At 75.2% G+C, this 13154-nt stretch carries 15 protein-coding genes; 9 read left to right on the top strand and 6 right to left on the bottom strand.

Annotated features, from left to right (window positions below):
• Positions 1-279 precede the first annotated feature (279 nt).
• Positions 280-1131: a LuxR C-terminal-related transcriptional regulator gene (locus tag ACI8AF_RS12900; protein ID WP_456540112.1), complete on the bottom strand. Its 852-nt coding sequence runs from the start codon at positions 1129-1131 to the stop codon at positions 280-282.
• 178 nt (positions 1132-1309) lie between these two features.
• Between ACI8AF_RS12900 and ACI8AF_RS12905 the strand changes: the two genes are divergently transcribed.
• Positions 1310-1510 (top strand): hypothetical protein, encoded by a 201-nt coding sequence (locus ACI8AF_RS12905; RefSeq protein WP_456540113.1) that lies wholly within the window; start codon positions 1310-1312, stop codon positions 1508-1510.
• Between the two features lie 691 nt (positions 1511-2201).
• Here ACI8AF_RS12905 and ACI8AF_RS12910 read toward each other — a convergent pair.
• From ACI8AF_RS12910 to ACI8AF_RS12920, 3 genes are read right to left on the bottom strand one after another with little or no spacing between them, the layout of a single operon-like run.
• Entirely contained in the window at positions 2202-2936 is a 735-nt protein-coding gene (locus tag ACI8AF_RS12910) for an SDR family NAD(P)-dependent oxidoreductase (RefSeq protein ID WP_456540114.1), read from the bottom strand.
• Positions 2933-3769 (bottom strand): mycofactocin-coupled SDR family oxidoreductase, encoded by an 837-nt coding sequence (locus ACI8AF_RS12915; protein ID WP_456540115.1) that lies wholly within the window; start codon positions 3767-3769, stop codon positions 2933-2935. Before ACI8AF_RS12915 ends, ACI8AF_RS12910 begins: the two co-directional genes overlap by 4 nt.
• 56 nt (positions 3770-3825) lie before the next feature.
• The gene (locus ACI8AF_RS12920) at positions 3826-4470 is read right to left on the bottom strand and encodes a histidine phosphatase family protein (RefSeq protein ID WP_456540116.1); all 645 of its coding nucleotides are present in this window, start codon (positions 4468-4470) and stop codon (positions 3826-3828) included.
• Positions 4471-4602: 132 nt separating this feature from the next.
• On the opposite strand from ACI8AF_RS12920, the gene ACI8AF_RS12925 reads away from it, so the two are divergent.
• A complete protein-coding gene (locus ACI8AF_RS12925; RefSeq protein WP_456540117.1) occupies positions 4603-5163 on the top strand; it encodes a hypothetical protein in 561 nt (186 codons plus the stop codon).
• A 6-nt stretch (positions 5164-5169) separates the two neighbouring features.
• Here the strand turns inward: ACI8AF_RS12925 and ACI8AF_RS12930 are convergent, their stop codons facing one another.
• Positions 5170-7893, bottom strand: coding sequence for an AAA family ATPase (locus ACI8AF_RS12930; protein WP_456540118.1), 2724 nt, complete (start codon positions 7891-7893; stop codon positions 5170-5172).
• Between the two features lie 82 nt (positions 7894-7975).
• On the opposite strand from ACI8AF_RS12930, the gene ACI8AF_RS12935 reads away from it, so the two are divergent.
• Both ACI8AF_RS12935 and ACI8AF_RS12940 read left to right on the top strand, forming a co-directional pair.
• The gene (locus ACI8AF_RS12935) at positions 7976-8113 is read left to right on the top strand and encodes a hypothetical protein (RefSeq protein WP_456540119.1); all 138 of its coding nucleotides are present in this window, start codon (positions 7976-7978) and stop codon (positions 8111-8113) included.
• Positions 8110-8535: a VOC family protein gene (locus tag ACI8AF_RS12940; protein WP_456540120.1), complete on the top strand. Its 426-nt coding sequence runs from the start codon at positions 8110-8112 to the stop codon at positions 8533-8535. The genes ACI8AF_RS12935 and ACI8AF_RS12940 overlap by 4 nt, the downstream gene beginning before the upstream one ends.
• A 69-nt stretch (positions 8536-8604) precedes the next feature.
• Here ACI8AF_RS12940 and hppD read toward each other — a convergent pair whose 3' ends face one another.
• Positions 8605-9810: a 4-hydroxyphenylpyruvate dioxygenase gene (gene hppD, locus ACI8AF_RS12945; protein ID WP_456540121.1), complete on the bottom strand. Its 1206-nt coding sequence runs from the start codon at positions 9808-9810 to the stop codon at positions 8605-8607.
• 138 nt (positions 9811-9948) lie between these two features.
• On the opposite strand from hppD, the gene ACI8AF_RS12950 reads away from it, so the two are divergent.
• From ACI8AF_RS12950 to ACI8AF_RS12970, 5 genes are all read left to right on the top strand, one after another.
• A complete protein-coding gene (locus tag ACI8AF_RS12950; protein WP_456540122.1) occupies positions 9949-10437 on the top strand; it encodes an Lrp/AsnC family transcriptional regulator in 489 nt (162 codons plus the stop codon).
• Between the two features lie 31 nt (positions 10438-10468).
• Positions 10469-11005, top strand: a complete 537-nt coding sequence (locus ACI8AF_RS12955) for a COG4315 family predicted lipoprotein (protein WP_456540123.1) — start codon at positions 10469-10471, stop codon at positions 11003-11005.
• The gene (locus tag ACI8AF_RS12960; protein WP_456540124.1) at positions 11002-12246 is read left to right on the top strand and encodes a D-arabinono-1,4-lactone oxidase; all 1245 of its coding nucleotides are present in this window, start codon (positions 11002-11004) and stop codon (positions 12244-12246) included. The genes ACI8AF_RS12955 and ACI8AF_RS12960 overlap by 4 nt, the downstream gene beginning before the upstream one ends.
• Positions 12247-12324: 78 nt before the next feature.
• Positions 12325-12648, top strand: a complete 324-nt coding sequence (locus ACI8AF_RS12965) for an ArsR/SmtB family transcription factor (protein WP_456540125.1) — start codon at positions 12325-12327, stop codon at positions 12646-12648.
• On the top strand, positions 12645-13130 hold the full coding sequence (locus ACI8AF_RS12970; RefSeq protein ID WP_456540126.1) for an SRPBCC family protein: 486 nt from the start codon (positions 12645-12647) through the stop codon (positions 13128-13130). The genes ACI8AF_RS12965 and ACI8AF_RS12970 overlap by 4 nt, the downstream gene beginning before the upstream one ends.
• Positions 13131-13154 lie beyond the last annotated feature (24 nt).

Raw genomic sequence — 13154 nt, forward strand, 5'->3', positions numbered from 1 at the left:
GGGCATTGCTCTCCGACGAGCAGGCGCAGTTCGTCGACCTCGGCTCGGACTTCTACGCGGCCCGCACCAACCCCGAGCGCAAGGTCCGCCAGCACGTCCGCGAGCTACAAGCGCTCGGCTACAGCGTGACCCTCAACCCCGCCGCCTGACCCAGCACCAGGGGATTTTCGGATCAGGCGGCTCAGGGGACACACGTCGGGCCGAACCGAGCCCGAGGCGATCGCCCCGAGACGGCCGCGTGCCGCGTCTCGGTTCGCCCCGGGCTCTGGAGAGTCCGAGCTACGCCAGCACTCCCGCACGTCGAGCGGCCTGGATGGTCTCGACTCGATTGCGGGTGCCGAGCTTGCGCATGGTGTTCTGCAAGTAGGTCTTCACGGTGGTGGGCATGATCGCCAGCCGGTCGGCGATCTCCTGATTCGTCCGACCGAGGGCCATCTCCACGAGCACGGCGCGCTCCCGGTTGGTGAGGTACGGGCTGTGCGTCGCGGGCGGCTCGACGGCGAGCGCCATGCGGTCGCACACGACCAGCAGACGACCGCTGAGAAGCGAGTCGCCGGTCGCAGAGGCGATCGACAGCAGTTCATCGTAGATCTCGCGCGACTCGTCGGCCGTGAGGCCCCGCCACTCCGTGCGCTGTCGGTGCTGCTCGATGGCCTGGAGCCGACGGGTCACTTCCTGTTCGATGGCGATCTCCCGCCCGAGCGCCGCGGCGACCGAGACCGCGGCGTCGAGCACCCGATCCCCGAAGGGCTCCCCGCTCCGCAGCCCGCCCGAGAGGACCGCCTGGATGTGGCCGCCGGCGTGGACTGGCACCGCGAAGATGCTCTGGAGGTGCTCCTGGCGAACCTTGGCGTCGAACGGGTGGGTGATCCGCGTGCAGGCGAGGTAGTTGTCGACCGCGACCGGCCGGCCGAGCTGTAGCGCCTTACCGTTCACGCCCATGCCGGGTGAGAACACCTGCCCGAGGAACACGGGCGTGAGCATCGTGTCGAGACTGGTGATGACCAGCCGCCGTCCGCCGCGGCTCACCGGACCGCCGATCGCACTCTCGACCCCGGTCGCTCTGCGCAGCTGCGGGAGCGCCAGACGGATCAGGCGGTCCACGTCGGGACCCGTCACCGAAGTGGTCATGTCGGAACCTCGATTCAGACAGCCCCGGTGCCCGGTACGAACTTCCGACCGAAGTCTGGCACTGGCATGTGCGCCGGCCTCCTCCTTTCGGAGGTGATCAGCCCTCCTTCCCGGGAGAAGACTGCGCGCTGCCACGGAGCACAGGCGCCGCGGCCGCACTGGAAGGGCTGGGGGAACCATGAAGATCGATCGCGACGAGTTGGTGAGGATGCTGCGCGCCCAGGGGGACAACAGGCTCGCCGACCGGGTCGCCGCGAAGCTGCCGGAGGGGGTCGACACCTGGCTCGACGCCGACGTGCTGGTTGCGCTGGGACTGGATCAGGCCCACCTCCTCCCCAGGCTGGCCGCCGGAGTGCTCGGAGCGAGCATCGCCCCCTGAACAACTCCGGACTCGTGCGACGCCGCCGATGCGCGCTGCAGGTGGCTCTCGAGCCATCCGAGCCATCCGCTCTCGGCTCGGCAGAGCGCCGGATGCAGCACGTCGCCACACCGGCTCGCCTCGTTCAACCGGCTGCGAGCAGGTAGGGGCTCCAGCATGGCCTGCATCTTGAGGAGCACCGGCTTCTGCGTCTGTGAGGTCCTGACGAACGTGAACGCGGACGAAGACTGCATGCCGGTCTGAACGCCCCGCCGTGAGTCGCCCTGAGTGGCCGCTCACGGACGCAAGGCGGCCTCTGGGACGCCCGCATGGAGTCGCCCACGGCTCCGGAGAGTTGAACGCCGCCGCGGCAACGGTCTCCATCACGCCTCCTCGGAGCAGGCCGGCTCCTGCCCGGTCACGTGACCGAACGGGACTCAGGGGAGCCGGATGATCCTGAGGACAGGAGCCATGCCGCAACCGCAGCACCGGTCCCCCACGTCCCTGCTCCGCGCGGTGAGGTCCAGTCGACGTTCCCGCGGGAACGGCGCGAGCGACGGGCCTTGCGGGCGTTCCCGCGGGAACGTCCGACAGCGGGCTCACCCCGGCCGGGCGGAGGCGCGCGGCCGGTACGAGCAGCTGACCGACGTGCTCGCCGCGAGCCCCGTGGGAGCGACTCGAGCGGCGCGGACGACGGACCGGCCGGCGGCTCTCAGAGCTCGGCCACCAGGCCGGTCATCAGCCGCTGGGGCTCGGTGAGCACCTCCGCCGTCCGCTCGGACAGGGCCTGCCGGACCAGCTCGGCGAGCCGGTCGGGGAACACCGCCGTCTCGCCCGCCTCCCACCCGTCCAGCGAGCGCTCGACCACCTCGGCCGGCGACGCCTTCGGGAACGGCACGGCGGCCGCCATGTCGGTGTCGACGAACCCCGGGTGCGAGGTGGTGACGACGACGCCGTCGGCCGCGAGCTGCTCCCGCACCGCCAGGGCGAGCATGCGGGCGGCGGCCTTGCTGGCCCCGTAGACCGGCGAGCTGCGGGAGACCACCAGGCCGGTCACCGAGTTGACGAACAGCACGCCCCCGCGGCGGCGGCGCAGCACCGGCACCAGCTCCTGGACCAGGGCCAGCGGGCCGAAGACGTTGACCTCGAAGGTCTCCCGCGCGACCTCGTCCGGTGTGTCCAGGACCGGCCCGGCCGGCGCCAGCCCGGCGTTGCTGACCAGCAGGTCGAGCTCGGTGCACCGGTCGGCGACGGCGCGGCGGTCGGCGGCGTCGGTGACGTCGAGCCGGACCGGGACCACCCGGCCGTCGGGCGCGTCCACCGAGCGCGGGTCGCGGGCCCCGGCGTACACCGTCGCCGCCCCGCGGGCGAGCAGCGCCTCGACGAACACTCTGCCGAGGCCGCGGTTGGCGCCGGTGACCAGCGCCGTGGCGCCCCGGATCCTCACCGGAGGGAATGACCGGCGTCGACGGGCAGCTCGATCCCGGTGACGTGCCGGCCGCTGTCGGAGACCAGGTAGAGCAGCGCCTCGGTGACGTCGGCGGTGTCGACCCACCCGATCGGTAGCAGCGGCATCCCGCTCATGACCTCCCAGGCCTCCTCGCGGGTGACCGTGGACGGGTCCCGGTCGGGGAAGAGGAGGCGGTAGAGCGAGTCGTTGTGGATCATCCGGGTGTCGACGTTGGTCGGGTGGACGACGTTGACCCGGATGCGGTGCCCGGCGAGCTCGAGGGCGAGCACCTTCATCAAGCCGACCAGGCCGAACTTCGCGGCGCTGTAGTGGGCGATGTTGGCGATGCCGCGCAATCCGCCGACCGAGCCGATGAGCACGACGGCGCCGCCGTCCCCGGTGCGCTTCAGGTGCGGGATCGCCGCGCGGACCGTGCGGAAGACACCGCTGAGGTTGATGTCGATCATGTCGTCCCACATGGCGTCCGAGAGCTCCTCGGCGGGGCCGAACGACGCGATGCCGGCGTTGGCGACGACGACGTCGAGCCGGCCGAGCTCGGCGACCGCCTCGTCGAGCGCCCGTCGCAGCGCCGGGCCGTCACGGACGTCGGCCCGGCGGGCGACGATCCGCCGTCCCCGCTGCTCGACCAGCCGGACGGTCTCCTCCAGGTCCGCCTCGCCGGCCATGGGGTAGCCGACGCTGCCGACGTCGGTGAGCGCGTCGACGGCGACGACGTCGGCGCCCTCCTCGGCGAACCGGACGGCGTGCGCGCGCCCCTGCCCGCGGGCCGCCCCGGTGATGAACGCGACCTTGCCCTCGAGCCTGGCCATGCGGGCCTCCCTGTGGGGGTTACTGCACTGCCCACCAAGTTAGTCGGCGGCCGGGGTCACCGGTAGGTGAGGTCGTCGCCGCCCAGGTGGCTGTGCTCGTTGAAGGTAAGCAGGGCCAGTCCGGAGCGCCCGGCGGCGAGCTTGGTGACGGCGCCGTTGACGGCCACCCGGTTGAGGGCCACGAGCCCGGCGGCGCCGCTGCCGAGCAGCTCGGCGCACACCGCGGCGATGACGCCGGCGGAGGTGAAGACGACGGCGTCCTGCCCCGGCCGCAGACCGGCGACGAGCTCGCGCAGCGCCGCGCCGACGGTCGACGTGAACGCCGGCCAGCCGCCCTCGTCGCCGTGCTCCACCCAGGCGGTCAGCGCGGCGTCCAGGACGACCTGGAACTCCCGCGAGCTGCGCGGCTCGTCCCTCCCCTGCGCGCCGGCGTACCGGCGGACCAGGTCGATGTGGTCGTACTCGTCCCAGCGCGGGTCGGCGGCCGGCGTCACGTCGAGGCCGGCCGCGGCGAGGGCGAGCGCGGCGGTGTCGCGCTGGCGGCGCAGCGAGCCGTGGACGGCGACCGGGTCCCGCAGCCCGCGGCCGGCCAGCCAGCGCCCGGTGAGCTCGGCCTGCCGCCGCCCGAGGTCGGAGAGGCTGTCGTAGTCCGCCGCCCCGAAGGAGGCCTGGCCGTGGCGGACGAGCAGGACGATCGGCATGCCGGCATCCTGCCGCCCGCCACGGTCGCGCTTTGCGATGGGATGACGAACGCCCCCATCGCGTGAGCCCGGGCCGGTGGCGGGCCATCCCTCTGGGTATCGACCGCTCGCGGGTCGACGGAGGAGGCAGCGATGGGGAGGAACGCTTCCTGGCCACCGGTGCGGGCAACTGCACTGCTGCCGTTCGTGCGCGCGGGCGCCCTGCTCGTCTACGTCACGCTCGCCCTCACCGGTGTGCTCCTGCACCCGGCGACCGTCGCGATCACCGCCGCGGCGGTGGCCGCCGTGGGCGGGGCGGTCGCCGCCCTGCTGCGCCGCGCCCCCGACGGCCTGCCACCCGTGCCGCACCCGGTCGCCGTCGCGGTCGTCGCGGCGGGTCTCCCGGGGGCGGCGGCCGCGGCGGAGCACCTGGGGCCGATCGGCGGGGTCCTCCTGACCGTCCTGATCCTCGGCGGGACGTTCCTCACCTGGCACTGGCTGCTGGCGACCCCCGAACCGCGCCGGGCCGGGCCCGCGAGCGGTCCGGGGACCGACGCGGACCTGCACCGTCGGCTGCTGGCGTCGCTGCCCGACGACGTGCTGCTCGCGGAGTGGCGCTCGCTGCACGGGCACGGCGGCACCGGCGGCCTGCGGACCACCGAGCCGGCGGACGCGCTGCTCCTCGACGAGCTCCGCACGCGCGGCCTCCGCTGAGCGCCGTCAACGCCCGGCGAACTCCGCGGCCACGGCGGCGCGGGACCGCAGGCCCCGCTTGCGCAGGATGCTCGTCACGTGGTGCTCCACGGTCTTGGGGCTGAGGAACAGCGCCGCGGCGACCTCCTTGTTGGCCAGGCCCTGCGCCACCAGCAGGGCGACCCGGGTCTCCTGCGACGTCAGCTCCTCCCCCGCGGCCGGCCCGCGCCGCGCCCGCAGCCCGGTGGCGGCCAGCTCGCCGCGGGCCCGCCGGGTCCAGCCGTCGAGGCCCATGCCGTCGAACGCCTCCACGGCGCGGTCGAGCTGTGCACGGGCCTCGACCCTCCGCCCGGCCCGACGCAGCCGCGCGCCGTGCAGCAGCCGGGTGCGGGCCGCGGCGAACGGGTCGGCAGCCGCCGCGAGCGCCTCGTGCGCGCGCTCGAACGCGGCATCGGCCGCCGCGTCGTCGGTGGCGAGCAGGCCGGCGAGACGCTCGACGTCGGCCCGGATGCCGGGCACCGGCGAGTCGCGGTGCAGCGCCGCGTGCCGGGCGGCCAGCGCGGCGGCGTCGTCCCGCCGGCCGAGGCCCAGGTAGGCCTCGGCCAGGTCGGGGGCGACGGCCAGCTCGTACTCACCCCGCATCAGCCGACCGCCGTCGGCGGCGATCCGCTCCTCCAGGACGGCGGCGACGCGGGCCAGGTCGCCGCGGCAGAGCGCGGTGAAGGCGTCGGCCAGGTGCAGCTGCACCGCCCCGTCCAGGACGCCGGCCCGCTCCTCCAGCTCGCGGGCGCGGGCGAGCGCCTCCGCCGCCTGCGCGTGCCGGCCGCGCGCCGCCTCCTCCCAGGCGAGCACCTCGCAGGCGGTGGCGACGTCGGCGACGTAGCCCAGCTCGGTGCCGAGCTCGACGGACTCGCCCGCGGCGGCGTAGGCCACCCGGTGCTCGCCGGTGGCCAGGGCACCGGTGGCGATCAGGCCGAGGACCGGGGGCAGCACGCCCAGCGCGCCGGCGGCCCGCGCCGCGGCCAGCCGGCGGTCGAGCACCCCGTCGAGGAGGGTCAGGTCGTCGGCCCAGCCGGGCGCGAGGAGGGCGAGGAACAGGTAGCGGGGCTCGTCGCGCAGGCGCGGCTCGCGCTCCAGGGCGGCGAAGGCGCGCAGGGCGAACGGCCGGGCCGCGGCCCACTCGCCGGCGAACCCGAGCGCGGCGGCCCGGGCGTAGTCGGCGAGCACCGCCTGTTCGGGGTCGGTGCGGTCGGCGGTGGCCGCGATCTCGTCGGCGACCTCGGTGACCGTGGCCGGCGCGGCGAGGCGGTAGCCGGTCACGCCGAGCTCGGTCAGCGCCCGCAGCCGGACGACGCCGGTCGTGCACGCCGCGGCCTCCCGCAGCAACGCCGGCGCGGCCGGCACCGAGCCCGCGTAGTGCTCGAGCGTGCCCAGGCAGAGCAACGCGCGGCCGCGGGCCCCGGCCGGCGCGGGGCCGGCCAGCACCTGCGCGGCGAGCGCCCGCACCCGGCCCGGGTCGCCGGCGAGGAACGCGTCCTCGACCGCCCCGGACCGGGCGGTCGCCGCGGCGTCGCCGGCACCGTGCAGGCGGGCCGCCTGCTCCTGCAGGGCGGAGGCGGCGGCGAAGCCGCTGCGCACCCGCTCGCGCGCGGCCAGGCGCTCGAGGTCGTCGGCGAGGGCGTCGTCGGCGCCGACGACCGCCTGCGCCCGGTGCCGGAGGGCGCGGTCGGGATCGCCGGCGAGCGCGTCGGCCAGCGCGGCGTGCCCGGCCCGGCGCGCGTCCGGCGCGGCCGACCGGAGCACCGCCGACCGCAGCAGCGGGTGGGGGAAGGCGAGCGTGCCCGGGCCGAGGCGGAGCACGCCGGCGCACTCGGCCTCACCCAGGGCGGCCTCGGCGTCCTCACCGGCCGCGCGCAGCGCCGCGCCCACCGGTCCGGCCTCCGGGCCGCCGGACAGCGCGGCGAGCAGGGCGGCCCGCCGGGCGCCGGGCGGCAGCGCTCCGACCAGCCGGTCGAAGCCGTCCAGCCGATCCGCCCCGGGCAGCACCTCGGGCAGCGGCGCCGACCCGCGGCGCTGCTCGGCGGTGAGCGACCGGGCGGTGGCTTCCAGGGCCAGGGGGTTGCCCGCGGTCGCCGCCACCAGCGGGGCGACCAGGGCGGGCGCCACCGCGCTGCCGAGCAGCTCGGCGGCCGCGGCCGGGGTCAGCCCGGCCAGCCGGTGCCGGGGCAGGTCGGCGAGCTCGTCGTCGTCCGCGGGCGGCCGGCGGGCGAGCACGAACGCCACCCGGTCGTGCCGCAGCCGCCGGGCGGCGAACGCCACCGCCCGCGCCGACTCCCGGTCCACCCACTGCACGTCGTCCACGACGACGGCGACCGGGTCGTCCTCCGCCGCCCGGGCCAGCAGGGCCATCGTCGCCGCCGCGACCAGGAACCGCTCCCCCGCCGCCGGCCCGTCCGCCCACCCGAGGGCCGCGGCGAGGGCCCGCGCCTGCGGGACGGGCAGCTCCGGCAGGAGGGCGCGCAGCGGGGTGAGCAGCTCCAGCAGGCCCGCGTGCCCGAGGCCCAGTTCGGCCTCGACCCCGGTCGTGCGCAGGCAGCGGAACCCGTCGGCCCGTGCGACGGCCGCGTCGAGCAGCGTCGTCTTGCCGACGCCCGGCTCGCCCTCGAGGAGGAGGGCGCGGCACCGGCCGGCGCGGGCGCCGTCCAGCGTCGCGGCGATCGCCGCGAGCTCCGCCGCGCGTCCCACGAGCACGGCCCTGGACGCTATGCCCCGGCGGACGTGTCGAGGGGTTTCCCCGACGCGACGGTCCCCGCTCCGCCGCGACGCTCGCCGCATGGCAGAACAGGACACCTTCCCCCGCCGCCTGCTCACCTCGCTCGGCACGAGCATGGGGCTCGTCGCGATGTGCTGCGGCGCCCCCGTCCGCCTGCGGGCGCTCACCGCGAGCCGCCTGGACGGGCACCGGCGGTGACCGCCCTCGCCGGCTTCTCCCACGTCGGCCTCAGCGTCCCCGACGTGGATGCGGCGGTCGCCTTCTGGACCCGCGCGCTGGGCTTCGAGCTGGTCGAGCGGCAGGAGGCGTTCGCGTTCCTGCTGCACCGGACGGCGCTGGTCGCGGTCGGGCTGACCGACCACGGCGGTGCGGTCACCGGCCCGTTCGACGAGCGCCGCACCGGCCTGGACCACCTCGCCCTCGCCGTGCCCGACGACGCGGCGCTCGAGGCCTGGGTGCGGCGCCTCGACGAGCTCGGCGTCGAGAACTCCGGCGTCGTGCGGACCGATGCCGGCGGTCACCTCAACCTGCGCGGCCCCGACGGCTTCCCGGTGGAGCTGTTCGTGCTCTCCCCCGCCGGCGCCGCCTGGCTGGGGATCGTCGCGGAAGCGACCTGGTGAGCTGCTGGAACGGCCCCGCTGCAGGGTCCCGCCGCGAGCGTGCGAGCGGTGGGGGGCAGCGAGGTCCTCTCAGAAGTTGCCGCGGCGCTCCTGCTCGCGCTCGATGGCCTCGAAGAGGGCCTTGAAGTTGCCCTTGCCGAAGCCGAGCGAGCCGTGCCGCTCGATGAGCTCGAAGAAGACGGTCGGCCGGTCACCGGTGGGCTTGGTGAAGATCTGCAGCAGGTAGCCGTCCTCGTCGCGGTCGACCAGGATGCCCCGCTCCTGCAGCTCCTCGATCGGCGCGCGGACGGTGCCGATGCGGGCCCGCAGCTCGGGGTCGGAGTAGTAGGAGTCCGGCGTCGTCAGGAACTCGATGCCCTCGGCGCGCATGGCGTCGACGGTGCCGAGGATGTCGTTGGTCGCCAGTGCCACGTGCTGCGCGCCGGGCCCGCCGTAGAACTCCAGGTACTCGTCGATCTGCGACTTCTTCTTGCCCAGCGCCGGCTCGTTGAGCGGGAACTTGACCCGGTGGTTGCCGTTGGCGACGACCTTGCTCATCAGCGCCGAGTAGTCGGTCGCGATGTCCTCGCCGATGAACTCGGCCATGTTGGTGAAGCCCATGACCCGGTTGTAGAAGTCGACCCAGGCGTCCATGGCGCCGAGCTCGACGTTGCCGACGACGTGGTCGACGGCCTGGAACAGCCGCTTGGGCGCGCCCGGGCGCTTCACGAACGTGGAGCGCTTCGCGACGAAGCCGGGCAGGTACGGCCCGGAGTAGCGCGAGCGGTCGACGAGCGAGTGCCGGGTGTCGCCGTAGGCGGCGATCGTGGCCCGGCGGACGGTGCCGTGCTCGTCGGTGACGTCGTGCGGCTCCTCGAGCACCGTCGCCCCCTCCGCGCGGGCGTGGGCGATGCAGCGGTCGACGTCGGGCACGGTCAGCGCGATGTCCACGATGCCGTCGCCGTGCGCGCGGTGGTGGTCGGCCAGCGGGCTGGCCGGGTCGTAGGCGCCCTGGACGACGAACCGGGCGGCCCCGGAAGTCAGCACGAAGGCGTGGTGGTCGCGGTTGCCGGTCTCCGGGCCGGAGTAGGCGACCAGCTCCATGCCGAACGCGGACTGGAAGAAGTGCGCCGTCTGCACCGCGTTGCCGACGGTCCACACCAGCGCGTCCCAGCCCGACACCGGGAACGGGTCGGTCGAGTCGTCGTGCTCGACCAGGCCGACGAGCTGCTTGAGCTGGTCGAGGTCCAGCTGCGCCAGGCGCTCCTCGTCGTTCAGCACCGAGTCCAGGCTCATGGCTCCTCCTTCGCGCGCGGGGGTCGCGGCCCAGCGCACACCCGGTCCGGCGCACTGCGCAAGCGGTACGCCCGATGCTGTCACTGGTGATCGCTCGGTCTAGCGCTCACGACGAGGTGCTGTGCAGACTGCACAGCCGTGGACACCCTCGACGTCGCCCTCCTCACCGCCCTGCGCGAGCACCCGCGGGCCGGCGACCTGGAGCTCTCCCGGCTGCTCGGCGTGGCCCGCGGGACCGTCACCGCCCGGCTCGAGCGGCTGGAGCGCACCGGCGTCGTCACCGGGCACGGGCCCGACGTCGACATCGCCGCGGCCGGCTTCGGCGTCCAGGCCTTCGTCACCCTGGAGATCGCGCAGGGCGCGCTCGACGCCGTCCGGCACGACCTGGAGGCGATCCCCGGGGTGCTCGAGGCGCACGCGACGACGGGCAGCGGCGACGTCCTGTGCCGGGTCGCCGCGCGGTCGCACGAGGCCCTGCAGCAGGTGCTCGTGGAGCTGGGCCGCTCGCCGAACGTCGTCCGCTCGACCAGCGTCATCGCGCTGTCGGTGCTGGTCCCGTGGCGGCCGCTGCCGCTGCTCGCGGCCGAGGCGTCGCCCGGGGCCGGCCGCTCGGCGATGCGGCGTTGACAGGACCGCTGGTCCCGGCAGGATGACGGGCATGCAGCCGCGGGTGCGGGCAGCCGGCCTGGCAGGCGTCGCGTGCCTGCTCGTCGCCGGCTGCGGCGGCGAACCGTCGTCGCCGGCGGCCGGGACGACCTCGCCGTCGACGTCCTCCCCCACCGCGACCTCGACGACGGCGGCTCCCTCGCAGACCACGCCCCCGCCCAGCCCGGTCGCGCCCGGTCAGGTGGTCACCACCGGGGGCAGCGACTACGGGACGATGCTGTTCGACGACGTCGGGCAGGCCATCTACCTGTTCGACCGGGAGACGACGAGCACCCCCGACTGCTACGACGACTGCGCGGTCGACTGGCCGCCGGTGCTCACCGACGGGCCGCCGGTCGCCGCCGGCGAGGTGCGCGCCGACCTGCTCGGGACGACGCCGCGCCAAGATGGGTCCGTGCAGGTCACCTACGCCGGTCATCCGCTGTACTACTACGCCCACGAGGACCCCGGGCAGGTCTTCTGCCACGACGTCGAGGAGTACGGCGGGGTCTGGCTCGTCGTCACGCCGGCCGGCACCCCCGCGCCGTGACCGGCGTCGGGACCACCTGGGCGGGCAACCACACCTACCGGGCGGAGCGGCTGCACGAGCCGAAGACCCTCGAGCAGGTGCAGGAGCTGGTGGCCGCGGTGCCCCGGATCCGGGTGCTCGGCTCGCGGCACTCGTTCAACGACATCGCCGACTCGGCCGAGCTGCTCTCCCTCGACGCGCTGCCGGCCGAGGTCGTCGTCGACCACGAGGCCGGCACGGTGTCGCTGCCCGGCAGCATGCGCTACGGGGAGCTCGCCGGGGTGCTGGCCGGCGAGGGCCTGGCCCTGCACAACCTGGCGTCGCTGCCGCACATCTCGGTCGCGGGCGCGGTCGCGACCGCGACGCACGGCTCGGGGGTCGGCAACGGCAACCTGGCGACGGCGGTCACCGCGCTGGAGCTCGTCACGTCGTCCGGCGAGCTCGTCCGGCTGGCGCGGGGCGACGACGACTTCGCCGGCGCGGTCGTCGGCCTGGGCGCGCTCGGTGCGGTCACCCGGGTCACGCTGGAGGTGGAGCCGGCCTACGAGGTGGCGCAGCGGGTGTACGAACGGCTGCCCTGGGACGCGCTGGCCGCCCACTTCGGCGACGTCATGGCCCGCGGCTACAGCGTCAGCGTGTTCACGCGGTGGGACGACGACGGCGCCCAGGTGTGGGTCAAGGACCGCGGCGGCGAGCTGGCCGGCGACGAGCTGTTCGGCGCCGTCCCCGCGCCCGAGGACCGCAACCCGGTGCCGGGCCAGGACCCCCGGTTCGCCACCCCGCAGCTCGGGCGGCCGGGGCCGTGGTCGGACCGGCTGCCGCACTTCCGCATGGGTTTCACCCCGAGCGCCGGGGACGAGGTGCAGTCGGAGTACCTGCTCCCCCGTGCCGACGCGGTGGCGGCGATCGGGGCGGTCCGCCGCCTGGCCGACCGGATCCGCCCGCTGCTGCAGGTGTGCGAGATCCGGACCGTCGCCGCCGACCGGCTGTGGATGAGCACCGCGTTCGACCGAGACTCGGTGGCCCTGCACTTCACCTGGCAGCCGCGTCAGCGCGAGGTCGAGGCGTTGCTGCCGGCCCTCGAGAAGGCGCTCGCCCCGTTCGGGGCGCGGCCGCACTGGGGCAAGGTCTTCGCGGCCGGCGCCGCGCGGATCGCCCCGCTGTACGGGCGGCACGCCGACTTCGTCGCCCTCGTCGAGCGGCTCGACCCGCGCGGGGCGTTCCGCAACGAGTGGCTGGAGAAGCGGGTCCTGCTCGGCTGAGCACGGTCGCCATGTCGACCAGTCGACAGGTCGCCGTGTCTTGACGTCGACCCATCGGTAAGAGCAGGCTTACCGTTCGTGGGAGCTGACCGAAGCGACGAGGGCTTCGCGGCGCTGGGCGACCCGACGCGGCGCGCGATCGTCGAGTGCCTCGCCGAGCGCCCCCGCGCCGTGGGCGAGCTCGCCGCGGAGCTCCCGGTCAGCCGCCCGGCGGTGTCCCAGCACCTCAAGGTGCTCAAGGACGCCGGCCTGGTGAGCGAGCGGTCCGCCGGCACCCGCCGGATCTACCGCCTCGACCCCACGGCGGTCGCGGCACTGCGGGACCAGCTCGACACCTTCTGGAGCCGGGCCCTGTCCGCCTACGGAGACGTCGTCGAGCAACCCGACGAGGAGCAGGGATGACCCAGGCACCAGCGGCGGTGGTCCGCCGGCAGATCGTCGTGGCCGCCCCGGTCGAGCGGGCCTTCACCGTGTTCACCGCCCGGTTCGGCGAGATCAAGCCGCCGGAGCACAACCTGCTCGGCGCCCCGATCGCCGAGACCGTCTTCGAGCCGCGGGTCGGCGGGCACATCTACGACCGCGCGACCGACGGCAGCGAGTGCCGCTGGGCGCGGGTGCTGGTCTACGAGCCGCCGCACCGGGTCGTGTTCAGCTGGGACATCGGCCCCACCTGGCAGATCGAGGCCGATCCCGAGAACGCCAGCGAGGTCGAGGTCCGGTTCGTGGCCGAGGAGCCCGGCCGGACGCGCGTCAAGCTCGAGCACCGCCACCTCGACCGGCACGGCCCCGGCTGGGAGTCGCTGTCCGACGGCGTCGCCCACCCCGAGGGCTGGCCGCTCTACCTCGAGCGCTACGCCGCCCTGCTCGCCCCTCAGAGCAGCTGAACGCCGCCCGGGCGAGCACCTCGG

Source organism: Blastococcus sp. SYSU D00669, assembly GCF_054050715.1.

Coding starts and splice junctions, on each gene's coding strand:
- ACI8AF_RS12900 (WP_456540112.1), bottom strand. CDS start 1,131: ATGACCACTTCGGTGACGGGTCCCGACGTGGACCGCCTGATCCGTCTG.
- ACI8AF_RS12925 (WP_456540117.1), top strand. CDS start 4,603: ATGGGGAGGAACGCTTCCTGGCCACCGGTGCGGGCAACTGCACTGCTG.
- ACI8AF_RS12920 (WP_456540116.1), bottom strand. CDS start 4,470: ATGCCGATCGTCCTGCTCGTCCGCCACGGCCAGGCCTCCTTCGGGGCG.
- ACI8AF_RS12970 (WP_456540126.1), top strand. CDS start 12,645: ATGACCCAGGCACCAGCGGCGGTGGTCCGCCGGCAGATCGTCGTGGCC.
- ACI8AF_RS12935 (WP_456540119.1), top strand. CDS start 7,976: ATGGCAGAACAGGACACCTTCCCCCGCCGCCTGCTCACCTCGCTCGGC.
- ACI8AF_RS12955 (WP_456540123.1), top strand. CDS start 10,469: ATGCAGCCGCGGGTGCGGGCAGCCGGCCTGGCAGGCGTCGCGTGCCTG.
- hppD (WP_456540121.1), bottom strand. CDS start 9,810: ATGAGCCTGGACTCGGTGCTGAACGACGAGGAGCGCCTGGCGCAGCTG.
- ACI8AF_RS12915 (WP_456540115.1), bottom strand. CDS start 3,769: ATGGCCAGGCTCGAGGGCAAGGTCGCGTTCATCACCGGGGCGGCCCGC.
- ACI8AF_RS12905 (WP_456540113.1), top strand. CDS start 1,310: ATGAAGATCGATCGCGACGAGTTGGTGAGGATGCTGCGCGCCCAGGGG.